22 protein-coding genes and 1 pseudogene are annotated in these 24,051 nt (G+C 62.2%); 3 read left to right on the forward strand and 20 right to left on the reverse strand.

Translation table 11 applies throughout. The features are described 5' to 3' along the window. Positions 1-136: 136 nt before the first annotated feature. The 3 genes from C7453_RS11830 to C7453_RS11840 are packed head-to-tail and all read left to right on the forward strand — an operon-like array spanning position 137 to position 4,879. Positions 137-1,339, forward strand: coding sequence for a sigma-54-dependent transcriptional regulator (locus C7453_RS11830; protein WP_114727743.1), 1,203 nt, complete (start codon positions 137-139; stop codon positions 1,337-1,339). Continuing rightward, positions 1,339-2,541 (forward strand): sensor histidine kinase, encoded by a 1,203-nt coding sequence (locus tag C7453_RS11835; RefSeq protein WP_114727744.1) that lies wholly within the window; start codon positions 1,339-1,341, stop codon positions 2,539-2,541. Before C7453_RS11830 ends, C7453_RS11835 begins: the two co-directional genes overlap by 1 nt. Positions 2,542-2,587: 46 nt before the next feature. Then, entirely contained in the window at positions 2,588-4,879 is a 2,292-nt protein-coding gene (locus C7453_RS11840; RefSeq protein ID WP_114727867.1) for a GH92 family glycosyl hydrolase, read from the forward strand. On the opposite strand, the gene C7453_RS11845 is transcribed toward C7453_RS11840, so the two are convergent. The 20 genes and pseudogenes from C7453_RS11845 to lepB all read right to left on the reverse strand — a co-directional run bounded on the left by C7453_RS11845 (position 4,851) and on the right by lepB (position 24,019). Further along, positions 4,851-5,594 (reverse strand): ABC transporter ATP-binding protein, encoded by a 744-nt coding sequence (locus tag C7453_RS11845; RefSeq protein ID WP_114727745.1) that lies wholly within the window; start codon positions 5,592-5,594, stop codon positions 4,851-4,853. The two genes, C7453_RS11840 and C7453_RS11845, sit on opposite strands and share 29 nt — an antisense overlap. Then, on the reverse strand, positions 5,591-6,607 hold the full coding sequence (locus tag C7453_RS11850) for a FecCD family ABC transporter permease (protein WP_114727746.1): 1,017 nt from the start codon (positions 6,605-6,607) through the stop codon (positions 5,591-5,593). The genes C7453_RS11845 and C7453_RS11850 overlap by 4 nt, the downstream gene beginning before the upstream one ends. After that, positions 6,604-7,362: a TroA family protein gene (locus C7453_RS11855; protein ID WP_245949001.1), complete on the reverse strand. Its 759-nt coding sequence runs from the start codon at positions 7,360-7,362 to the stop codon at positions 6,604-6,606. The genes C7453_RS11850 and C7453_RS11855 overlap by 4 nt, the downstream gene beginning before the upstream one ends. Before the next feature lie 360 nt (positions 7,363-7,722). Beyond that, positions 7,723-8,382 (reverse strand): annotated as a pseudogene (locus tag C7453_RS11860) (IS5 family transposase); the annotation flags it as partial. A gap of 105 nt (positions 8,383-8,487) precedes the next feature. Beyond that, positions 8,488-8,883: a lactoylglutathione lyase gene (gloA, locus tag C7453_RS11865; RefSeq protein WP_114727868.1), complete on the reverse strand. Its 396-nt coding sequence runs from the start codon at positions 8,881-8,883 to the stop codon at positions 8,488-8,490. Positions 8,884-8,893: 10 nt separating this feature from the next. Continuing rightward, on the reverse strand, positions 8,894-9,766 hold the full coding sequence (locus tag C7453_RS11870; RefSeq protein WP_114727748.1) for an LpxI family protein: 873 nt from the start codon (positions 9,764-9,766) through the stop codon (positions 8,894-8,896). A 24-nt stretch (positions 9,767-9,790) separates the two neighbouring features. Further along, on the reverse strand, positions 9,791-10,645 hold the full coding sequence (gene lpxA, locus C7453_RS11875) for an acyl-ACP--UDP-N-acetylglucosamine O-acyltransferase (protein WP_114727869.1): 855 nt from the start codon (positions 10,643-10,645) through the stop codon (positions 9,791-9,793). Between the two features lie 207 nt (positions 10,646-10,852). After that, a complete protein-coding gene (gene fabZ / locus C7453_RS11880; RefSeq protein WP_114727870.1) occupies positions 10,853-11,341 on the reverse strand; it encodes a 3-hydroxyacyl-ACP dehydratase FabZ in 489 nt (162 codons plus the stop codon). Positions 11,342-11,435: 94 nt separating this feature from the next. After that, entirely contained in the window at positions 11,436-12,509 is a 1,074-nt protein-coding gene (gene lpxD, locus C7453_RS11885) for a UDP-3-O-(3-hydroxymyristoyl)glucosamine N-acyltransferase (RefSeq protein ID WP_114727749.1), read from the reverse strand. Positions 12,510-12,524: 15 nt separating this feature from the next. Beyond that, the gene (locus tag C7453_RS11890) at positions 12,525-13,433 is read right to left on the reverse strand and encodes an OmpH family outer membrane protein (protein ID WP_114727872.1); all 909 of its coding nucleotides are present in this window, start codon (positions 13,431-13,433) and stop codon (positions 12,525-12,527) included. A 7-nt stretch (positions 13,434-13,440) separates the two neighbouring features. Beyond that, positions 13,441-15,861 (reverse strand): outer membrane protein assembly factor BamA, encoded by a 2,421-nt coding sequence (gene bamA, locus C7453_RS11895; RefSeq protein ID WP_114727871.1) that lies wholly within the window; start codon positions 15,859-15,861, stop codon positions 13,441-13,443. A 153-nt stretch (positions 15,862-16,014) separates the two neighbouring features. Continuing rightward, positions 16,015-17,118 (reverse strand): RIP metalloprotease RseP, encoded by a 1,104-nt coding sequence (rseP, locus tag C7453_RS11900; protein ID WP_114727750.1) that lies wholly within the window; start codon positions 17,116-17,118, stop codon positions 16,015-16,017. 37 nt (positions 17,119-17,155) lie between these two features. Next, positions 17,156-18,313, reverse strand: a complete 1,158-nt coding sequence (dxr, locus tag C7453_RS11905; RefSeq protein WP_114727873.1) for a 1-deoxy-D-xylulose-5-phosphate reductoisomerase — start codon at positions 18,311-18,313, stop codon at positions 17,156-17,158. A 43-nt stretch (positions 18,314-18,356) separates the two neighbouring features. Then, positions 18,357-19,277 carry a phosphatidate cytidylyltransferase gene (locus C7453_RS11910; protein WP_245949002.1) on the reverse strand — a complete coding sequence of 307 codons (921 nt, stop codon included), beginning with the start codon at positions 19,275-19,277 and terminating at the stop codon, positions 18,357-18,359. Next, positions 19,243-19,920, reverse strand: coding sequence for a polyprenyl diphosphate synthase (gene uppS / locus C7453_RS11915; RefSeq protein WP_245949011.1), 678 nt, complete (start codon positions 19,918-19,920; stop codon positions 19,243-19,245). Before uppS ends, C7453_RS11910 begins: the two co-directional genes overlap by 35 nt. A gap of 142 nt (positions 19,921-20,062) precedes the next feature. Next, positions 20,063-20,629 (reverse strand): ribosome recycling factor, encoded by a 567-nt coding sequence (frr, locus tag C7453_RS11920; protein WP_114727753.1) that lies wholly within the window; start codon positions 20,627-20,629, stop codon positions 20,063-20,065. A 93-nt stretch (positions 20,630-20,722) separates the two neighbouring features. Beyond that, the gene (pyrH, locus tag C7453_RS11925) at positions 20,723-21,463 is read right to left on the reverse strand and encodes a UMP kinase (protein WP_114727754.1); all 741 of its coding nucleotides are present in this window, start codon (positions 21,461-21,463) and stop codon (positions 20,723-20,725) included. A gap of 134 nt (positions 21,464-21,597) precedes the next feature. Next, on the reverse strand, positions 21,598-22,491 hold the full coding sequence (gene era, locus C7453_RS11930) for a GTPase Era (RefSeq protein ID WP_114727755.1): 894 nt from the start codon (positions 22,489-22,491) through the stop codon (positions 21,598-21,600). Between the two features lie 47 nt (positions 22,492-22,538). Continuing rightward, on the reverse strand, positions 22,539-23,288 hold the full coding sequence (gene rnc / locus C7453_RS11935; protein WP_114727756.1) for a ribonuclease III: 750 nt from the start codon (positions 23,286-23,288) through the stop codon (positions 22,539-22,541). After that, positions 23,285-24,019, reverse strand: a complete 735-nt coding sequence (gene lepB, locus C7453_RS11940) for a signal peptidase I (RefSeq protein WP_245949003.1) — start codon at positions 24,017-24,019, stop codon at positions 23,285-23,287. The genes rnc and lepB overlap by 4 nt, the downstream gene beginning before the upstream one ends. Positions 24,020-24,051: the final 32 nt, after the last annotated feature.

Raw genomic sequence — 24,051 nt, forward strand, 5'->3', positions numbered from 1 at the left:
GTAAGAAAACGATGTTTTTCGGATCATCCCCTCCCTCTGTCCGCCATCGGACAAACTGTCCGGAACCGGACAGCCGGGCAGGCCTGTCAAGACGGATATCCGGACAACCGCGAAACGAATCGGGAGCACCCACGCCATGACGGACCCGGCCGGCCAGCCAACGGTCCTCTTCGTCGACGACGATACCGACATCCAGTCCGCCGCCCGCCTGCTGCTGACCCGACGCGGCTTTCGCGTACTCGCGGCCCACGACGCGGCGGAGGCCCTGACCCGCGTCGCCGCCGACGCGATCGACCTGGTGCTGCTGGACCTGAACTACGCGCCAGGCGCCACCACCGGGGCGGAAGGGCTGGCGCTGCTGCGCGACCTGCACGCGCTCCGCCCCGCCCTGCCGGTCATCGTCGTCACGGGCCATAGCGGGGTTGCCATCGCCGTCGCCGCCATGCGCGAGGGCGCCACAGATTTCGTCATGAAGCCATGGAATAACGAACGGCTGGTCACCCTGCTGCACGACACGCTGGACCGCCTGCGACGCGAAGCCGGGCCGGCCGAGGCGGATTCCGAAACCGGCGAGCCGGTTCTGATCGCGGTCTCCGGCCCGATACGCACAGCCGTCGCCCTCGCCGACCGCATCGCGCCCACCCGCGCGCACATGCTGCTCTCCGGCTCGCCCGGCAGCGGCAAGACCCTGCTCGCCCGCCGCATCCATGCACGCTCCGGCGACACGGCACCACCGGTCATGCTCGACGCGGAGGGCCTATCCACCCTCCCTCCCGGACGCGGCACCTGGATCATACGCGGGATCGAATCCCTGCCGCCTCCACTCCAGCGCACCCTTGCCGACCGGCTGGACGGCACCGCCCCGCCACGCATCCTCGCCCTCTCATCCCTGGGGGTGGAGGAGCTTGCCGCCCGCCTGCCGCCGCGCCTGTGGCTGCCCCTCGAAGCGGTGCGCGTCACGCTGCCGCCGCTGGCCAGCCGCCAGGACGACATTCCCGCACTTGCCACACATTTCCTGCATTATTTCGCTATCCGCCACGGCCTGGCCGAACCCGCGCTGGACACAGCGTCTCTCGACGCCCTGCGTCTGCGCCCCTGGCCGCAGAATATCCGCGAACTGCGCGCGGCAATGGAACGGATGGTCGTCCTGGGCGACGCAGCCGCTCCCCTTCCCGGCGACAGCACACATACGCAGGATGCCCCCACACTGGCCCAGTCCGAACAGGCGCTGATCGAAGCCGCGTTGCGCCGCCACGGGTTCAACGTCTCGCATGCGGCGCGCGACCTCGGGCTCACCCGTCCCGCCCTGTACCGCCGCATGGCACGCTACGGCCTGTAATGCGCGCCATCCGCAGCTTCGCGGTCTGCATCGTCGTGGTCGCGGGCGCCTGCCTGCTGGCGCCGCGCGCGCTGGCCGCTGGCCTCTATGCCACCGCCACCCTGCTGACCCTGGCCGCACTGGCGGCGACGCTGGTCCATGTCGCGCTGCTGGCCGGCCTGGCCCGGCGCCCCGTGCGGGTGGAAAGCGCCATCGTCCGCCCGTCGGACCGGGAGCGGCTGCGCAACCGCGCCCTGCTGGACCATGCTCCCATCCCCCTGCTCTACCGCACGGGCGACGGTGCCTTCCACGCCGCCAACCGCGCCGCCCGCCGCCTGTTCGGCACCGAGGACCGCCTGCCCGCCGACACGGCCGCCCTGCTGGGCACGCCGTCGCCGGAACGCCGCGTCGTGCGCATTCCCACAATGCAGGATGCCCCACCGCGCACCTTTGCCCTGGCCGTCGCGCAGGGCAGCGGTTCAGGCGGCGTCACGCATTTCCTGGCCCTGACCGATATCGAGGCGGAACTGAACGCCGCCGACGCCCGTACCCTGCGCGACCTGCTCCAGATCCTCGGCCACGAGATCATGAATTCGCTCACCCCGATCATCTCGCTGGCCGAAACGGCGCACGAACTGGCCGCCCCCCCGCTGGACCCGGCAGCGGCGGAGACGATCCGCGACGCCCTGGGCACCATCCTGCGCCGCACCCGCGGGCTCGACCGCTTCGTGCAGGGCTATCGCGACCTGGCGCGCCTGCCGCCGCCCGACCCGCGCCCGACTGACCTGCACGACCTGCTGCGCGGACTGGGCGCGCTGTTCCACGCCCGCTGGGATCACCGCGTCCGTCTGGATACCACCATGCCGCCCCGCCGCGTCATTGTGCGCCTCGACGTGGCGCAGATGGAACAGGCCGTGCTGAATCTTCTCACCAACGCGGCGGAAGCGGCCCTCGCCACCACCGATCCCGCCGGCCCCACCGTCTGGCTTCAAGGCCACGCCACATCGACCGGCATGGTCATCGCCATCCGCGACAATGGCACCGGCATCGCAGAGACCTACCGCGACGCGGTCTTCCGCCCGTTCTTCTCGCTGAAGCCCAACGGCAGCGGCATCGGCCTCAGCCTTGCCCGCCAGATCGCCCTGGCCCACGGCGGCTCGCTCACCCTGGAGGCACCCAGGCCCGACACGCCATGGCGCACCGCATTCCTCCTCAGCCTGTAATGCTGTAAATCGCATGGTGCGTCGCAGATTTCCGCAAGGTCCCTTCATGAAGCGTCATTCGATCCTGTACTGTCTGTCCGCTACGCTGGTGCTCGCCCTTCCGTCCGGCCGCGTGCTTGCTGCCACCGAGATGGACAGAGGTCCCGCCGCCATAGTCGACCCGCGCATCGGCACCGGCGGCCCGGGCCACACCTTTCCGGGGGCAACGGTTCCCTTCGGCATGATCCAACCCTCTCCCGACACCGCGATGCCGGAATTCCACCACGCCTATGACTGGGCCGGCGGCTACCAGTACAATGATCCTACCATCATGGGCTTCTCCCACACGCACTTCTCCGGCGCAGGGCATTCCGACCTGGGCGACGTGCTGCTCATGCCCATCTCCGGCGATGTCAGGATGGAACCGGGCGACCCGGCGAAACCGCAGAGCGGCTATCGCTCCCGCTTCAGCCATACGACAGAGGTGGAGCATCCCGGATATTATGCCGTCACGCTCGATGATTACGCCGTCCGCGCCGAACTCACGGCCGGCCCGCGCGTCGGCTGGCACCGCTACACCTTCCCCACCGACAAGCCCGCCCATGTGCTGCTGGATCTCCGGCCCAGCATCTACGATTATCCGGGCAAGGTGCTGTGGGCGCGGCTGCGCGTGCGCGAGGACGGCACGGTAACCGGCTGCCGCACCACGCGCGGCTGGGCACCGGGGCGCACACTTTGCTTTGCAATGCGCTTCTCCCGCCCCACGACCAGCCGCATGCTCTACAACCGGGAAACCAACGTTCCCTATCGTGGCTTTCGCGGGCCGGGCAACGCGCCAACAGATCAAAATGTGCAAAACGGCCGCGCGGTCGAAGCAGTCTTCAATTTCGGCAAGCTGAATGGCCCGCTGGAAGTAAAAGTCGCGATCTCCCCCGTCAGCGAGACGAACGCAATCGCCAATCTCGATGCCGAAGGCCAGGGCTGGAATTTCGATGCCCGCCGCGCGGACGCCACCGCAGCATGGAACCGTGCCCTATCGGTCATCGACGCCTCCGGCACGCCGGATCAGCAGACGCAATTCTACACCGCGTTATATCACGCCATGCTCGCCCCGACCCTGAGCATGGACGCCAACGGGGAATATCGTGGCCCGGATCAGGAGATTCACAAGGCGCAGGGCTTCGGCTTCTATTCCACATGGTCCACCTGGGATGTCTATCGCGCCCAGCAGCCACTGATGGCACTGCTCCGCCCGGACATGAGCACGCAGTTCGTGCGGTCGCTGATCGCGGCCCAGCAGGCCAGCCCGGTGGGCGTCCTGCCGGTCTGGTCATACCAGGGGCTGGAGACATGGTGCATGACCGGCTACCACGCCGTGCCGATCATCGCCGACGCGTATCTCGCCGGTGTGCGCGGCTTCGACGCCGAGGCCGCCTTGAATGCAATGGTCGCCTCCGCCAGATCCCCCGTCTACGGCGACCTGACGGACTACATCAAGCTGGGCTACGTCCCGATCGACAAGGAAGCCGAAGCCGGCTCCAAGACACTGGAATACGCCTATGACGACTGGTCCCTTGCCCGGATGGCCCGCGCGATGGGCAAGACGCGTATTGCAGAAGAATTCGAAAAACGCTCCGGCAACTGGCGCAACGAGTGGGACCCGAAGGCCGGCTTCCTCCGCGCGCGCCTGAGCACCGGCGCATTCCACACGCCCTTCGACCCCACCGCCGCAGCCTATGGCAGCGACTATACCGAGGGCAATGCCTGGCAGTATGTCTGGTTCGTACCGCAGGATGTCCCCGGCCTGATTGCGACCATCGGCGGCAACGCGACCTTCATCGCAAAGCTGGACGAACTGTTCGATACGAAAGTCGATCCCGCACAATTCAAAAATGTCGAGGATATCAGCGGCCTGATCGGCTGGTACGCCCACGGCAACGAACCCAGCCACCATATCGCCTATCTCTATGACTATGCCGGCGCACCATGGAAGACCCAGCAGCGTCTACACCAGATCATGGAGAGCCAGTACAACGCCCGTCCCGACGGCCTGGCCGGCAATGACGATCTGGGCCAGACATCGGCATGGTACCTGTTCACCGCACTCGGCTTCTACCCCGTCGCCCCGGGCAGCAACGATTACACGATCGGCCGCCCGTTCGTGTCAAAAGCGGCGATCCACCTGCCCAACGGCCGAACCTTCACCATAACGGCCGAACATCTGGATGCGGACCATCCCTATGTCGCATCCGTAACCCTCAACGGCAGGCAGCAGGACCTGCAGCACCTGCGACATGACGACATCCTCAAGGGCGGCGAACTGCATTTCGTCATGCAGGCCGAACCGAAACAGCATTAAGTCCGTACAGGTCTGCAATCGCCTGTGCCGACAGCATCTCGGCGGCCGGCCCGTCAGCGACGATCCGGCCCTCTCGCATCAGGATCGCGCGACTGAAAATCCGCGCGGCCCGCAGCGGGTCGTGCGTCGTAGCCAGAATGCCGTAGCCCTCGGCCGCCAACCGGCGTAGCAGATCGGACAGGCGCTGCTGCTGCCCGTAATCCAGGCCCGTCTCGGGTTCATCCAGTACCAGAAGGCGCGCCCCCTGAACCAGCGCCCGCGCGATCAGAACCGCCTGCCGCTCCCCCCCGGAGAGCGCGGCATAGGACCGATCCGCCAGATGCCCCACGGCCAGCCGCGCCAATGCCTGTTCGGCGGCCTCACGATCCGCCGCCGGCACAACCGGCGCCAGCATCGCTCCACCGGCCAGCCGCCCCAATGCCACCACATCGCGCACCCGATAGGGAAAGACGACTCCATGCCCCTGCGGCACATACGCCAGATGGGTCGCCAGGGCGCGTCGTGTCATGCCCGATATGGACCGCCCGTCAAGCAGCACCTGCCCCGACCGAGGCTGCAACAGGCGGAGGACCAGCCGCAGCAAAGTGGTCTTACCTGCCCCGTTCGGCCCCAGCAGCGCGACCATCTCGCCCCCCCTGATCGCGAACGAAATCCCCTCCAACACCCCTCGTCCACCCCGCGCGAATGACAGGCGATCGACCACCAGTTCGGTCATTCCGCCCACCCACGCCGGATCAACCGCAACACACAGAGAAAGACACAGACCCCAAGCAGATCCGCAACCAGCCCGACAGGAATTTCCTCCACCGACACACACCGTGCCAGATCATCGCAAATCAGTAGAAACCCGCCCCCCAGACAGGCACTGAGCGGCAGAACACGGGCGTTGCACGGCCCCGCCAACAACCGCGCGACATGCGGCACGATCAACCCGATCCAACCAATCATCCCCGCCACGGAAACCGTCACCGCCGACAACACGGTCGCAACCGCGATCACCCCATAACGCAACACATCAACTGGCACGCCAAGAGTCCGCGCTTCGTCATCACCCATGGCCAATGCATCCAGCATCCGCCCACAAAGCGTAAGTCCCACAACGCCGATCGCGACCGGAACCGCCATCATGCCTACATCGGTTTCCGTCACCTGCGTCAGGCTACCTAGCAACCAAAAAACGATATCAGGCAATTGCTTATCAGGATCTGCCACATATTTCAGCAACGACAGCAACGCGGTAAACAGGGCCGTACTGACCAACCCGCCAAACACGAGCATCAGCATCGACGCCGCATCAAACAGCCGCGCCACCCCCACCGCCGCAGCAACGGCAACAGCCCCCCCCACGAACGACAGCAGATGCATGCCCATAGGCGAAGCCCCGGCCACAATCCCGAGCGCAGCCCCGAACCCGGCCCCCGCCAACACCCCCAGCAGCCCGGGCGACACCAGCGGATTACGGAATACGGCCTGAAAACCCGCCCCCGAAACCGACAAGGCAGCCCCCACAATCACCGCACCGGCCACCCGTGGCAAACGCGTCGCGAACAGAATGGAATGCAACAGAGTCCGCCGCGCCTCGGGCATCGCCCCGTCACGGTCCAGTAGCACCGTCATCAGTTCACCCTGCGGCACTCGGTACCGACCAAGTCCCAGTGACACCACGACAAGTACCAGCAATCCCCCCAGCGCCACCCCCCACAGCGCGCGCTCGCGCCATACATTCATGGTGTGCTATCAGGTCCCTTGGCCGCCAGGATGCGCGCCGCATCGGAGGCAGGCAGGTCATATCCAAAAAAATCATGATAAAATCTGACCGTTTCAGATATCATATCGATCTTCGCGAAACGATCCGGATATAGGATTTGCGCCGTCCACAGAAGCTGGAGCGGAAATTCCACTCCATAGCGGTCCCATGGAAACACCCCCGCCGGATTGCGATAGACCCGCTCCCCTCGCACCGCGCGCAGCCCGACCCATTGGGCAGCGGCTGGATCAAACACGCCAGCATCGCTCCCCAGAATGATAATGTCTGGATCCCATACCGCGATCTGTTCAACGGAAACTGGATGCATATTGCCAGAAATATCGGCCGCGTTCCGCCCGCCAGCCCGTGTGATCCACTCGTCGATAATCGTGTGTGTACCGTCAATCTTCAACGGAACCAACGACTGGATATGCAGCACACGCGGACGGCGGGACTGCGGTATGTCAGTCACCGCCGATGCCACCCGGTCCCGCGTCGCATCCAGCATCGCCACATAGCGCCCGGCAATCTCATGAGCGCGCGGATCACCCAGTACCTCCGCCGTCAGCGCCACCGCCTGCCGCAACGACGCCTCATCGGTAAATCCCGCCTGCACCACCGGCAGCCCGATCCGCCGCATCGGCCCCAAAGCCGGTGAACCACTGGAGACGAACGCGACATCCACACCGGCATGGCGCAACATCTCCACATTCGGCACCACCCCGACCACACCCATCGCGCGATGCAATCCCGGCGCCACGCGATACATCCACGGCCGCGTCTCCGGCAGGTCGTTGGTCACGGCGATGCGCCCGCCCGCACCCAACATGATCGTCACGGCATTGTGCGCAAACCACAGATCGGCGATCCGGACTGGGTGATCCGGCGCAAGCACACTCCGCCCCACCATATCCACGACTGTCCGTCCCTGCCCGATCGCAGGCCAGACAATGCACGAAGCCACAGCAAGAATCCGCAAGCTGGCACATGGTCTCATTTCCGGCCCTCTATTTGACAGTGGACTATATCCCGTCAGATAGATTCGTCACCCCACGTTAATCTGCGGCAGTCGGATGCCTGAACCTTAGAGCCTGAATCAGAAAGTGGTTTGATTGATTTTTTTGCAGAACTCTGCGGATATGAGCGATCATCAGCCACGCGTGTGATGAGGAGATTGTTGCCTCGACATCCCTCGTGAGGCGGCGGCAGCGTCCGAGCCATGCAAAGCTACGCTCCGCGATCCAGCGTTTTGCTAGGACGGCGAAGCCTTCGGCCCGATCGCTACGCTTGACGATCTCGATCATCCATCGGCCGAGTTCAGCCAGCGCAGCACGCAACTTCTCGCCCGCATATCCCCCGTCACCGATCAGATGGCGAAGCCAGGGGAACAAGGAGCGTATCCTGGCCGCTTCCAGCGGCGCACCGTCACAATCCTGAACGTCGACGGGATGCACGACAGCCGCCACGACATGATTCAGCGTGTCGGTCGCGATATGCCGCTTGCGTCCCTTGATCTTCTTGCCCGCGTCATAACCGCGTGGGCCGCCATTTTCAGAGGTTTTAACTGACTGGCTGTCGATAATGCCCACCGAAGGTGTCGCGTCCCACCGTCCTGCTCACGCGACAGGATCACGAGAATATGGTTCATGGCCTCCCATCGTCCCTCGCTGATCCAACGTTAGAAATAGCCCTGTACGGCCGTGAAGGCGGGAAAGTGACGTGGCAATTGTCGCCACTGGCAGTCCGTGGTGACGATTCAGAACTCTCAGAAAAATACACCTGTAGTGCTAAAGTATTGAGCACTTGACTCGGAGAGCGCATGAAACATGCGCAGAGTCGCTACCTGCCCGCGTTTTTGGACTCAAACTCGGGGTCTCTGAATCAGTTCGATCTTGTACCCGTCAGGGTCTTCAACAAAGGCAATGACGGTAGTGCCAAATTTCACGGGTCCGGCCTCGCGGGTAATTTTACCGCCACCTGCCCGCACCGCTTCAACCGTCGCCGCAACATCCGGTACGCCGACCGCAAAATGACCGAATCCAGTGCCGACTTGGTATCCGTCATCTTCACCCCAGTTATAGGTCAGTTCAATTTCTGCCTGGCCTGCCTCGTTGTCAGCATAACCGATGAAGACCAAGGTATATTTACCCTCGGGTACGTCGCGTCGGCGCAATTCATGCATACCGAGGAGCTTATAGAAAGCGATGCTAGTATCGAGATTATGGACACGCACCATTGTGTGCAGATAGGTAGCCATCGTCATTCTCCTATGTGGTTGGCATACCCGCCGCCCCTTCATCAATCCCCATCAGGAACAGGCCGGCTTCGTCGGCAGCAGCAATGCAGGCCGCCGAATCGATCATCAGAGTCGCACCTGCTTGAAAGGCAATGCCACGCAGTCCAACCTCTGCAGCACGCCGGACGGTATCCGATCCAATCGTCGGCAGATCGGCGCGGAAATCCTGCCCAGGTTTGAGCATCTTGACTAGAACACCACCTGGCCGGCCCGGTTGCCTGCATTCTCCCGCCCGAAGCAGCATCCGATCAGTACCTTCCATTGCCTCGACGGCCAGCACCAAACCATCCTGCACCACGCAACCCTGCCCGATGTCCAGCCGCCCGATCGCTTCGACGACATCCTGACCGCGACGGATGTCGGCCAAGGCTCGCAAATCGGGCTGGATACGCCCCAATACGCCAGAACGCCCAACTGAGCCCGAAAGAAACTCGTGGGCACCATGAATAACAAAGCCCTCTTCGGTCAGCACACGCATGATCGCCGCGAGCAATCCATCATCACCTGAGAACAGCGCCCGTCCGATTCGTCCCATGATCCGCACACCCGCAGCATCAGGGCGAAGATCGGAAAAAGACGGCCGACGCACTGGTCCGATCAAGACCAAGTCTCGGCACCCTTCCGCTCGCAGACAGGACAGGATCTCACCGGCAGCAGCCAGCCTGATATACCGGTGCGGCCAAGGTTCGATCACGCGAGGTTCGGCAAAATCCTGAAACCCAACGATGAAGACGCGACACCCAAGCCCTTCCACAGTACGCGCTATCTGCCCCGGCAACGGCCCCCCTCCGGCCAAAATGCCCAAGCAGCTTCCGGCGAGTCTCGGGCCGCCACCGACAACCATTACCGATGCCCTGTCCGCGCCCTATTATACCCCGTCAGATTCGATCGATGCGGCACCACCACCAGCGACTCGCACTAATCCGCGATGACTTGGAGCTTCGATGAAGGTTAAAATCTCAGCCACCTTCGGCTCATCACTATATTCCGTCCGTACCGAAGCCATACGCTGGCTGAACGCCGTCGAGTTTTCTTCCATCGCGCGGGGGTAGAGGGCGCGGAACGCACGCCGCAAGCGATGCATCTCTTCGGCTTGCACGCCATTACGCTTTAGCCAAATCCAATGCAGCCCGACCAAGCGGGCTCGATTTCCCAACACACTGCCATAGGGAATAACATCAGCCTCGACACCGCAGACGCCGCCGACCAGCGCCGCATGACCGATACGCACGAACTGATGCAGTGCCGCCGCCCCCATGATACGCGCGTGGTCACCGATTGTGACATGCCCTCCCATGACAACATTGTTCACGATGATCACACTGTTCCCCAGCAAGCAGTCATGCGCAACGTGAGAATTGGCCATGATCAGACAATCGTCACCCACGCGTGTCACGCCGGTGCCGGTCGCAGTGCCACGATGGATAGTCACATGCTCGCGGATCACGGTTCGTGCTCCGATGATACAGCGTGTCGCCTCACCTCGGTATTTCAGGTCCTGAGGTGCCATGCCGATCGTAGTGAATGGATAACAGACCACTTCGGGGCCAATCCGCGTATGACCATCGACGATCACGTTGGCGATCAAATGCACACCATCTTCGATCACAACATCGGGACCAATCGAACACCATGGACCAATCCGGACCCCATGCCCAATCACAGCCCCGTCCGCGACGATCGAGGAAGGATGTATCTCTGCGGCTCGGCTTACTGAGTCCATTTGTGCCAAATCGGTCAATATGCTCTCCCACAGCGGGGCTCGGCCCAGAACCGCCTGCGTGTCGATGCCTCGGTTCAGCCTGCGTTCATCTTTAGCGCGGCAATCTCTCGTCAAGCACCGCATACCAACGAACCGGATATCGCATTCCACGCTAGGAGGAAACTATTGCCCCGCAACGGAACGTTTCAAGCCGACTCAGCGGCAGCTTCAGCCCATAATCATCGCACTGAATGTCGCCTCGGCCACTGATACGCCATCCACTCGTGCAATGCCCTTGAATTTCCAGACATTAGCACGGCTGCGTTCCTTCTCGACATGGATCCGCAACTGATCGCCTGGTTCCACCGGGCGGCGGAACTTGGCTCCGTCGATGGTCATGAAATAGACCAATTTACCTTCAAAGGCCGCCCCTAAGGTCAATACGACGAGAGTCGCCGCCGTCTGTGCCATCGCCTCGATTATCAGCACACCGGGCATTACAGGGCGGGATGGAAAATGCCCCTGGAAATGCGGTTCACTTGCGGTAACATTCTTGATGCCTACAGCGGAAGAACCCAGAATTATATCGACCATTCGATCGATCAACAGGAACGGATAGCGATGAGGAATCGCCTCCATAATCCGCATCACGTCGATCGACTCAATACTCGTCGTCGGGCTATCGCCCCCCGCGGGAACCTCTACTTCTTTATTCACGTCGTCCGACCATATTTTGCTCAGGACGGCAGGTCCAAGCACCTTTTCATACGAACACCCACCTATCCCGGTTGAATTCCGGGGGCCTGCTGTCTCAGGCCTCTCCTCCACCGTCGCGCGGCGTCTTTTTCGCCAAGCGCCGCAACACTGCCACATTCCGAAAAAACTCCCGGAATGGCATCGCGGGACTGCCGATAACATCAGCCCCAGCCTCCACGTCCGACATCACTCCACATTGCGCACCGATCCGGGCTTTGGTGCCGATACGAATATGGCCAATCAAGCCAGCCTGGGCGGCAACGGTAACGAAATCGCCGAGTTCCGTAGATCCTGATATCCCCGCCTGAGAAACCACGATACAGCAGCGACCCAAGCGCGCATTATGACCAATCTGCACCAGATTGTCGAGGCGCGAGCCTGCGCCGATAATAGTGTCTTGTGACGAGCCACGGTCTATCGTGGAGTTTGCCCCGACTTCGACCCCATCCTCCAAGATCACACGCCCCAATTGTGGAACAGTCTCGAAACCGTCAGGACCCACAGCAAAACCAAATCCTTCCTGACCGATTCTTACCCCTGCCAGCAACGTCACCCGATCACCCAAAAACGCATGTGATACGCAGGTATGGGCGCCCACTCTACATCGCTCACCAATCCTTACTCCTTCACCGATCACCGCGTGCGAATCGATTCTGGTCTCTGCCCCGATGGATGCTCGCGCTCCGATCACAACGAAGGGACCGATCTGCGCCGAAGGATCGACGACAGCCTCCGTTCCCAACAACGCCGTCGGATGAATGCCTGGAACCACGGCTGGCGCCGGATGAAACAGGCTAGCCACCCGTGCCCATGCTAGATAGGGCGCCTGACAGACCAACCCGACCGTATTCTTGGGCAATCGGTCGACAAAAGCCTGACCCAGAAGCACTACACCGGCGCGCGTCTGCTCCAGCAACGGTGCATAGCGGCGATTATCCAAGAAACTGACATCCTGTGGGCCAGCCGATTGCAGCGGCGCTATACCGACATACAGTCTATCGGAATCAACGCCGTCATCCCCAACGATTTGAGCACCCGCACATTCCGCCAGCTTCTGGAGCGAAAACGGGCCGTTTCGCTCGAAGAATCGCTCATCACCCGGCAGGGCGGCGTCGACCTGCCCTTTCATTCCCAGCTGCGCCCCTCAGTGATGTGCCGCCGCGGGCGCAGCCGCGGCAGGAGTTTGAGGTGACGCTACCGGGGCCGGGGCCTCCTGCTGCTGACGTTCGACATCGGCGGTGGTGGGCATCGTGCCTGACTTTGCCAACACTTCGGGATCGACATTGGCCGCCGGGATAAACACCGTCGGCAATACCTTGTTCAGTTGATCGGCAACTTGCTGGGTTATGTCCAACCCGTCTTGGCTTAGAGCCACCTGCTCGCGATGCAGGATCAGGTTCATTCCCCGACTGCTCGCCACCTGACGAATGATCTGAACCAGTTCACGCTCAATCTGCCCCAGCGAGACCTGAGCCGCTTCCTGAACCACGCGATTGCGGTTACGGAAATCACGCTGGGCGCTGATTACACGCTCCTGCAGATGACGCTCGCGCTGCTGAATCTGATCAGAAGCCATATTCTTCGCCTGAGCCTGCAGCTTCTGCTGCTCGTCTCGCCAGCCGGCTTGCTCCTTCTGCGCATCGCGCGCCAGTTCATCACGCCGCCCCCCCAGCACGCGCTCAGCCTGCTGCGCGGCACTGGAAAGGCGCATTACGTCGGGCACGCTGATCACGCCAATCACAGGTACTGGCGGTGCGACGCCACGCGGAATATCGGGCGACGGCGGTACAGGCGGTAGCGGCAGCACAGGCGGTGTCTGGGATTGGGCCTCATCCCCGTCGGCAGGGGAAGCAGGCATCGGAACCGGCGCAGTGCGAGCCGGGCTACGGGGAGCCGACGCAGCCGGGCCGGGCTGGGCAGTCTTGGGAACGAACCAACCGGCATTTCCACCGGAAGCCGCTGCCCCCTGCGCCCATGCCGGAACACAGGCCGTGCCACCGTATGACAGCACCACAGCCGCGACCAGAGCGGATACGCCACGTGAACGAAGCATTGTCACCTCAGAATTGCTGGCCGAAGCCGAAGCGGAACAATTGGGTCCGGTCATGTTTCTGCTTCAGGACCGGAATACCAAGGTCGATATTGATCAGGCCGAATGGGCTTTTCCACGCGAAACCTACGCCAGTACTGACACGGGGCGTCAACGTGTCACCATAAACCGGCGTATAACGGGGCATGTCTTGCGGATAGGCAGTATAGCGATTCCGCACACGGAGACCGTCCAAACCACCCATATCTACGAAATAACGGCCGCGTATCCCCATATCCGCCCCGAAAGGCATAGGGAAATTAAGGGTAGCCGAGGCGGTATAGAGGAAGCGGCCGCCGACGAAATCCTCCTGCGAATGCATCGCATAGGACTGGCCGTTCCAAGTATAAGCTGGAATACCCATGCTACGTGGCCCGGCACCACCGTCCAAGAAGCCGCGCAGTGTATTGCCGCCTAGATAGAAGTTGTCGATGATGTCACTACGGCCACCACCCCAGTTGGCTATCTCGCCCGCACCAGCCGTCAACGCCAGTGTCCAGTCATGGTTACCCGTGAGGTCGTCCATCGGAATATAGTAACCAAGATCCACCTTGCCGCGCACATATCGTTCGTTACCGCCCAAACCAGCGAAATCACCGCCAAGTCTTACGACGTAGCCGCTATGTGGCTGCATGCGGTTATCTCGTGTATCGTACGTGATGGTCGTGCTGAGTTGGGACAGCAGCGACCAGCCGGTCTGGTCGAGAACATACCATGATGCATCGCTGTACGCGTTATCAACGTGACGATCTGTCAGCGTGTAACTCCAAGACTGCGACAGACGGTTAGTGTATGCATACCCCATCCTCAGCGTTATACCGTAGCGCCCTTCCGAATAGTTCTGGTAAGTCTGGTAATTATTCTCAATGACGAACAGATCGACACCAGCAACCAAGTTACGGTTCAGGAAATATGGATCGCTGACCGACACGTCCGCCTGCCGCTGGTAATAGGCCATCGTCCCGGAAATTCCAGCATCGACGCCCGATCCCAGCAGATTATGCTGCTTCAGTCCAATATTACCGAGAATCCCCACATCGGTCGAATAGCCCCCCCCCAGCGAGAATTCGCCTGTTGGCTTCTCGACGACATTAACCGCGACGTTCGTTCGATCTGGAGCAGAGCCCGGTGTCTGGTCAACCGAAACGGTACTGAAGAAACCCAGATCCTGCAGGATTGCCTTGGTGTATTTCCGCTCGGTGGGAGTGTAAGGGTCACCTTCAGACATCGGGATCTGGCGACGGATCACCGAATCCTGGGTAATCGTGTTGCCATTGATATCGATCCGCTCAACATAGGCTCGTGGCCCTTCGCTCACATCGAACAGAAGGTCCACAACGCGCTTTTCAGGGTTGCGGGCTATTTCTGGCCGAACCATCGCAAACGGGTATCCCTGTCCCTGCAAAATCTCCTGCATGTCAGTCGCATTATGCTGCACTGCGCTGCCGTCGTACCATTGGTTCGCAAACAACTCGATATATTTGCGCATTGATACCGCGCTGACATGCTTCAGCGACGAGCGAATATTTACCTTGCCTAAGCGGTAGCGCGGCCCTTCATCCACCGTGAAGGTCACATAGAATGATTTGCGATCAGGCGAGAGTTCGCCCGTCTGGTTGCGCACCTGGAAATCGACGAATCCATTGCGGAGGTAAAATCGGCGCAATAGCTCAGAATCATACCGGATACGCTCGGGATTATATTCATCGGACGAGGCGAAGAAACGATACCATGCTGTCTCCTTCGAGGATATGACCTGAGCCAGACGGGCCTCGCTGAACGCCTTGTTGCCAACGAATGAAATCTTGTGTATTAGCGTCTGTTGGGCTTCATTGATCTGGAAGACCACATCAACCCGATTATGAGCCAGTCGGATAATCTGCGGTGTTACCGTTGCAGCATACCGGGCCTTGCTGGCGTAGACCTCCAGGATCTTCTTGCGATCGGCCGCCGTGATCTGGGTGGAGAACACCGCGCGCGGACGCAACGCAATCACCTTACGCAGATCCTCGTCCTTCGCAGCATGGTTGCCCTCAAAAGCAATGCGATTGACAATCGGATTCTCGGCCAAACGTACTTGAAGCACATCACCCGCACGATGCAATGTTACGTCCCGGAACAGACCGGTAGCATACAATGTCTTCAGCGAACGATCGAGTTGGTCCTGATTGAACGGATCCCCAGGCTGCACCACCATATAAGACAGCACGGTACTGGTCTCGATCCGGTCATTACCGGTGACCTTTATTGCTTCGATAATGCCGCCGGATCGAGCCGTGTGTGCCGCCGGAGCATGATCTGCCGCCACTCCTCGCCGAGCCTCGGCGGACCCGGCAAGAAACAACGGTACGAGGCAGACCGACGCAAGAAGCGTTGAACGTTTAGTCGGCAAATTCAGCTTCCCCCAAACCAGACGCTCTGCGAACTCATAACCGCACCACACAAACAGAGTCGTAGTGCACGGGGTTGATCATATCCGCTTGGCGGACGTATCCGAAATCGCCCCCCTCGCGCAAGCACCCGCATGCTCGAATATGCGAGCGCGTCAACCGTTCAAGGACGCAACCCAGCGAAACAGGCCGAAATGTGACAGGTCATTAAATGTGGAAAAGAGAAATAGTCCCGCGATCACGGCAAACCCCGCCTGGAAACTGATATCGCGCACACGGCGCGAAACCGGACGCCCGAGCAGCGCCTCCAGCCCGTAGAACACTAACCTCCCGCCATCCAGTACAGGAATCGGAAACAGATTGATCAACCCCAGATTGACGGACAGCAACGCCATGAACGACACGAGACTGGCTACCCCGTACTGTGCCACTTGGCCCGACATCTGAGCGATGCGCAGGGGACCACCCAAGTCCTTCGCGCTGTGTTGCCCGATCAGCATCTGCCACAACCCGCCGAGCGTCTGAATTATGAGGCGCCATGTCTCCAGCACGGCTGCGCCCACCGCCTCCATGGGTAACATCGGTTTGCCGACTGTCGCAGTAAACATCACCCCAAGCTGTCCGGTTCTGGCGCCACTCTTATCCGTCACGGTCCCCACAGTCACGGGCAGCGTCACAACCTGACCACCGCGCCGAACGCCCAGTTCGGTGTGCGCCCCAGGTTCCGCAATAATTCGAGCCTGAATATCCGCGACATCCGAGACCGTATGATCCCCGATCCTGACAATCACGTCATCCGGTTTCACTCCAGCGGCTTCGGCTGCACCGCCGGCCACCACCTGTCCCACGACATTGCGGACCTCCGGCCGACCAGCGAACATGAACAGGCCCGCAAACAGCACGATAGCGAGCAGAAAATTGAATATCGGCCCAGCGGCAATGACGATCGCCCGCGAGAGCACAGGCTTGTCATGAAAGGTTCGTCCTGGCAGCCAAGCCGCCATCTGTTCCGGCGTCGCCTCATCAGGTCCTTCGAACCCATGTGGCTTGACGTATCCCCCCAGCGGAATCGGACATAGTCGCCATTCCGTACCGACACGATCGTGCCAGCGCAGCAGGGGGCGCCCGAAGCCAATCGAGAAGACCTCGACATGCACGCCCCGCCAGCGGGCGGCCAGATAGTGGCCCAACTCGTGAATAAAGACCAACACACCCAGCACCAGGGCGAAGGCAAGAAGGGTCCGAAGCAACTCGGGCATAATGATGGATCAGCTCCTCATAACGATATCGCTGAGGTCAGGCAGCGAGGGATGTCGTGCGCAGACGGGCAGCGCGACGAGCTTCCTCGTCCCAATGCAGCACTTCTTCAAGCGAATCAGAACTCTGGCGCCCGAGAGCCAGCATCACGCCCTCCACCACCCGCGCAATGTCGAGGAACCCTATGGAGCCGCCCAAGAAGGCCTCGACCGCGATCTCATTCGCTGCTGACAGAATAGTGGGGACAGCACCGCCGACACGCAAGGATTCACGCGCCAAACGCAGGGCGGGGAAACGTACCTCGTCCGGTTCCTCGAAATCCATTCGTCCAAGCGCAGCAAGGTCCAGCCGCGGCGAGTTCGTCGCCATGCGTGCTGGCCAGGCTAGGGTGTGCGCGATGGGAATACGCATGTCAGCCGAGCCCATCTGTGCCACAATGCTGCCGTCACTATACTGGACGAGCCCATGCACGACTGATTGCGGATGAACCACAACGCCGATTTGGTCCTCGGTCAGCGCGAACAGGCGCGCGGCTTCGATCACTTCCAGACCCTTGTTGAACATGGTGGCCGAATCGATGGTGATCTTGGCGCCCATTGTCCATGTCGGATGCTTCAGCGCAGCTTCCAGCGTGGCCTTTTCCATCTCGGCCAGCGTGGCCCGGCGGAATGGCCCCCCCGAGGCGGTCAGCACAATTTTTTCCACCTCGGCAACCTGACGGTCGGCCATCGACTGGAAAATCGCATTATGCTCGGAATCGACCGGTAGCAAGGTTGCCCCGGCCTGTTCGACGGCACGCAGCATGACGTCACCTGCACAAACGAGAGCTTCCTTGTTCGCCAGCGCGACAAAACCACCATTCCGAACTGCCGCCAGGGTGGGTTCCAGTCCAATTGCCCCGGTAATGGCGGCCATGGTCCAGTCTACCGGACGCGCAGCCGCTTCGATCACCGCCAAGCGGCCGCCCGAAGCCATAATGCCCGTGCCCGCCAACAGCGCGCGCAGTTCCGGCAGACAAGCCTCATCGGCGATGACGGCTTGCTCGGCCCGCAGCGCCCGCGCCTGCTCGGCCAAGCGCTGGACGTTACGGCCGCCAACCAGCGCCACTACACGAAAACGCTCCGGTGCCTGCAGTAGCAGATCGACCGTGGAGCACCCGATACTGCCGGTGCTGCCCAGAACGGTGACTGACTTCATGCCTTTTTCTTCCCTGCCGTTCGGCGTCGACACGCCATCATTCTCATTCGACCGTATGCCCGCCACGCGCCATAAGCGGCGTATCCGTGTACGTCCCGAACAGGGCGGAAAGCAAACCAGTGGGCGTCACATACCAAAATGCCCCAGCCCCCGCCGCCCCCAGAGACAACAGGGCTGCCAGCGGCGCCGCGACCAGCAGCCCGTCGAATCGATCCAGTAGTCCACCATGCCCCGGAATGATCGCACCGGAATCCTTTACCCCGCGCGCCCGCTTCAGCGCACTTTCCGCCAGATCCCCAATTTGAGCTGCCACGGCCATTATGCCACCGAATATCACTCCATGCCCCCAGGCACCCGAGCCGGAGACAAGCGCGCAGATTACGCTGCCGGCCACCATGGCGCAGCCCAATCCCCCCAGCGATCCCGACCATGTCTTAGCGGGTGAGATCGCCGGAGCCAGCTTGGGGCCACCGATCAGGCGGCCGATCAGATAAGCCCCGCTGTCGCTAACGGCGACACAGGTGATGACGAACAGCACGACACCTGCGCCTGGCACTGTCATCAGGCGCAGCCACAGCAACGCCAGGCCGGCGCAGCCAATCACCATCTGGCCGCTCCACAGCGCTGGTCCGAAAACGAATGCACCGCCGATCACCAGAAATGATTCCAGCCAATGTCCGCCTAGCGCCGCAGCCATAACGGCAACCGGCCACACGACATAGAGCGCACCACGCCAGGACCGGAGATTGAGCCCGAACAGGCGCCCCCATTCCATCGCCATGCCTGCGCTGGCCAGCAGGACCAGCAGCGCATAGGCCACTCCGCCCACCCAAATACACAATGCAGCCACGGGAACCAGAACCGCGGCAGAGATCAGACGCGCACGCAGATCTTTCCAGTTCCTGCCTCCGCGCGGAATGGCGGAAGGCTCAGAGCGTGGGTCGGGCACCGAAACGCCTTTCACGCCGCGCGAACATGTCCAACGCCGCGTCGAAATGCTGTTCATTGAAATCCGGCCACAGAGTGTCCAGAAACACCAACTCCGCATAGGCCGACTGCCAGAGCAGAAAATTGGACAGCCGGCATTCACCGCTGGTCCGAATAATCAGGTCGGGATCGGGCAGATCGGCCGTGAGCAGAAAACGGCCGAACAACGATTCATCGAGTTGTGCCGGGTCCAGTGCGCCATCACGCACCGCCAAAGCCACCTGCTTCGCGGCCTGCATGATATCCGCCCGCCCACCATAGGACAGTGCCAGCACCAACGTGAGCCGGCGGTTTGCGGACGTTACGTCCTGCGCCCGTTTCGCTTCGGCCCGTACATCGTCGTCAAAGCGCGACAGATCGCCGATGATGCGGATCCGCACCCCTTCGCGCGATAATTCGGCCACCTTGTGGCGCAGATAATAGCGAAGGAGCGACGTCAGGTCCGCCACCTCGTCTGGGGTACGGCGCCAATTTTCAGACGAAAATGCATATAAGGTCAGATAACCGACCCCGCGCCTGATCGCGGCCTGAACACAGCGCCGCACGGCCTCCGCGCCCGCGCTGTGCCCAGCGGCGCGGGGCAGTCCGCGCGCCATGGCCCAGCGGCCGTTGCCATCCATGATCAACGCCACATGCCCCGGCGGAGCCGGCACAGCGCCACCATTCCTCCGCCCCACTACATCGAGAGGGGTCTTGGGGGGTGTCTGCGCGTCTGTTGTCCCGGCCGCCGGGCCAGGTACGGAGCCCATGGTCACAGCGAGGTCAGACCTGCTTGATCTCGCGTTCCTTCTCCGCGAGCATGTCGTCGATCCGCTTTACATACTGGTCGGTCAATTTCTGGATCGCCTCGGACCAGACTTTTACGTCGTCCTGGCTGATTTCGCTCTTCTTCTCGAACGTCTTCGTCTGGTCCATGCCGTCGCGCCGCACCCCGCGCACCGCGATCTTGGCATTTTCGGAATATTTGCCGGCCGTGCGCGCCAGGTCGTTGCGACGCTCTTCGGTCAATTGCGGAATCGGCACCCGCACTGTCTGGCCATCGGCCGCCGGGTTCAACCCCAGCCCGCTATCGCGAATCGCACGCTCCACAGCGCCGACCAGCGAACGGTCCCACACCTGCACCGTCAGCATCCGGGCTTCCGGCACTGCGATCGACCCGACCTGCGTCAATGGCACTTCACCGCCATAAGCTTCCACACGCACTGGTTCGATCAGGGCCGGGCTGGCCCGCCCCGACCGCAATCCGGCGAAATCGCGGCGCAGGCTTTCCAGCGCGCCGTCCATCCGGCGGACAAGGTCATCCAGCAGTGTCTTCTGATCAGCAGCCACAGTGGCCCTCCACACTCAAGCAGGGCGGCCGCCGGAGCGGTCACCCGTCATACACATCATACTCGCCACAGGAACGTCGGACCGCCCTGACTGTCAGGACGCCTCGACGATCTTGGTATACAGCCCCTCGCCCCGCATCACCTGGGGAAACGCGCCCGGTGCGTGGATATTGAACACGAGGATTGGCAGCCGGTTCTCACGCGCCAGACTGATGGCGGCGGCATCCATCACATGCAGGTCGCGCGCCAGCACATCGAGATAGGTCAGCGTCTCGAAACGGGTGGCGTCCGGCACCTTGCGCGGATCGGCCGAATAGACGCCATCGACCTGCGTGCCCTTCAGCAACGCATCGCAATCCATTTCAGCAGCACGCAACGCGGCCGCCGTATCCGTGGTAAAGAACGGATTACCCGTCCCTGCCGCAAAAATGACGACCCGGCCCTTCTCCATATGGCGGACCGCCCGCCGGCGGATATAGGGCTCGGCCACCGATGACATATGGATCGCCGACATCACGCGCGTCGGCACGCCATGGCGCTCCAGGGCATTCTGCACCATCAGGGCGTTGATCACGGTCGCCAGCATACCGGCATAATCGCCCTGCGCCCGGTCCATGCCGCGCGCAGCAGCGGCAACACCGCGGAAGATGTTGCCGCCACCGATCACCAGACAGACCTCGACCCCGGTCTGGGCCACGGTCGCCACGTCTGCGGCGATGGTGTCCACCATTTCAGGGTCGATGCCATACGAGCCGTCGCCCATCAGGGCCTCGCCCGAAATTTTCAGCAGGACACGGCGGTAACCCTGAACGTCTTGTGCTTCACGATCCGTCACGAGGTCCCCCGATTGCTTATATGATGACTCCTCACGGGGAATGCTCCCCGCCTGGACCACACTTACGCCGACCCTCTTAATCCCCCTGATGACCGGTCACAAGCACACTCGTCATTCCAAACTCAATCCTCCCGTCAGGAGGCGTCGTCCAGTCCGAGTGCGCGCAGGCGGGCCTTCTCCTCATCCCAGCCGGCGCGTTCCTTCACATTCAGAAACAGATGGCACGTCCGGCCCAGCAGACGCGACAGATCCTTGCGCGCCTTCTCGCCGATCGCGCGAATCCGGCTGCCTTTTTCGCCGATCAGGATCGCCTTGTGCCCGGCGCGCGCCACATAGATCGTCACCTCGATCCGCACCGAGCCATCGGGTTGCTCGCGGAAGCTCTCGGTTTCCGCAGTGGCGGCGTAGGGCACTTCTTCGTGCGTCTGGAGAAAGATCTGTTCGCGCACCAGTTCAGCCGCCAGCAGGCGATCGGGCAGATCGGTCAGGTCGTCCTCGGGATACAGGTACGGTCCCTCGGGCAATGCCGCGCCCAGCGCATCCAGGAGGTCGTCAACCCCGTCACCGCTCCGCGCGCTGACCATGTAGACGTGCTCCACATCCAGCAAGCCGGACAACTCAGCCGTCAGCGGAAGCAGGGCCTGGCGATCCACGAGGTCGGTCTTGTTCAGCACCAGCCAGACGCGGCGGCGCGTCTTGGCCAACTGCTCGATAATGGGGCGCACCGTGTCACATAGGCCGCGACGTGCGTCGATCAGCAGCAGTGTGATGTCTGCATCCTCGGCACCGGTCCAGGCCGCCGCCACCATGGCGCGGTCCAACCGACGACGCGGCTTGAAGATGCCCGGCGTGTCCACCAGCAGTATCTGGCTGGCGCCGCGCATCAGAATACCCAGCACGCGAAAGCGGGTCGTCTGTGCCTTCGGACTGACGATGGACAGTTTCGCCCCCGCCATCCGGTTCAGCAAAGTCGATTTCCCGGCATTCGGCGCACCGACGATGGCGACAAAGCCGCAGCGGGTGGTCATGTCGTGTACCCTTTCCGGCGAGGTCGTCCCCTCGCCACAATAATCCGTCATCCGATCCGCCGCAGCAGGTCTGCCGCCGCAGCACTTTCGGCCGCACGCTTGCTGCCCGCCTCCCCTTCGCCCGACTGGCCACCAGCCGTCACCGCGATCACGAACCGGGGGGCATGCGACGGCCCGTCGACCAGTACCGTCTGATAGGACGGCAGCGGCTGCCCGCGGGCCAACACCCACTCCTGCAAGGCGGTCTTGGGGTCCTTGGGCGGGCGGGCCTGGGCGATGATCGCTTCGTTCCAGGCCGAGCGCACGAAGCGGCGCGCGGGTTCCAGGCCGCCATCCAGATACATCGCACCCAGAATCGCCTCGACCGCGTCAGCCAGCACGTTGGCGACCTGACGTACGCCGGCGCGGGCCTCGTGCTCGGCCACATCCAGCGCCTGCGTCAGGTCCATCGTCGCCGCGATGGCCGCCAGGATCGGGCGCGAAACCAGATGCGCATGGCGTGGCCCCAGCGCGCCTTCCTGCTCATCGGGAAAGCGCTCCAGCAGCCATTCGGCCATCAGCAGACCCAGGACGCGGTCACCGATGAATTCCAGCCGTTCGTTGGAGCCGGCGCCGCGGCGGGATGCGGGCTGACGGCCGCGGCGGCCCGTTCCGCCGCTGCGCTGGTGGGCGGCGGAGCGATGGGTCAGGGCTTCACGCAGCAGGTCGGTGCGGCGGAAATGATAGCCTAACCGGGCCTCGACCGCCGCCACGTCGCCACCGGGCGCGACATCTTCCACGGCGCCTTCGGCACTCATTTCACGCCCATGAAGAGGCGGTTCCAGCGGATTTCGGCCGGCCACATCCAAAATTCCCACACCGGATAGCGCGTATCGAGCGACAGGAAGATCCATTTGGCCTGGCCGATCAGGTTTTCCATCGGCACGAAGCCGAGATCTTCCGGATCGTCGCCCATGAAGCGGCTGTCGGCGCTGTCGTCGCGATTATCGCCCATCGCGAAAAAATACCCCTGCGGCACGACATAGACCGGGGTATCGTTCTGGAAGCCCTCGTTGGTCAGCTTCAGGATGTCGTGCCGGACCGTCGGCGCGCCGGCGCTGCCCGGCAGATCTTCTTGAAAACGCTGGCCTTCCATGCGGGTACGGTGCTCGTCCACCGCTACGTAATCGCCCTTCGACACGCGGGGGACCAGCACGTCGTTGAGATAGAGTTCGCCGCCGCGCACCTGCACGCGGTCACCGGGCAGGCCGATGATGCGCTTGATGTAGTCGATCGACGTGTCCTTGGTGAAGCGGAAGACCGCGACGTCGCCGCGATGAGGCGTGCGCTCGAAGATGCGCCCGCTGAACAGGTCGGGCGAGCGCGGCAGCGAGAAATGGGAGTAGCCGTAGCTGTATTTCGCGACCCAGAGATAGTCGCCGACCTGCAAGGTCGGGATCATGGACCCGGAGGGAATATTGAACGGCTCGAACAGGACGGTGCGCACCCCGATCGCCAGCGCGCCGGCGATGATGATGGTGCGGGCCATGTCCCAGGCGCCGCGCAAGGCCGGAAGAACGC

The organism is Gluconacetobacter liquefaciens (genome assembly GCF_003350405.1).
In the GTDB taxonomy this organism is placed as follows: domain Bacteria; phylum Pseudomonadota; class Alphaproteobacteria; order Acetobacterales; family Acetobacteraceae; genus Gluconacetobacter; species Gluconacetobacter liquefaciens.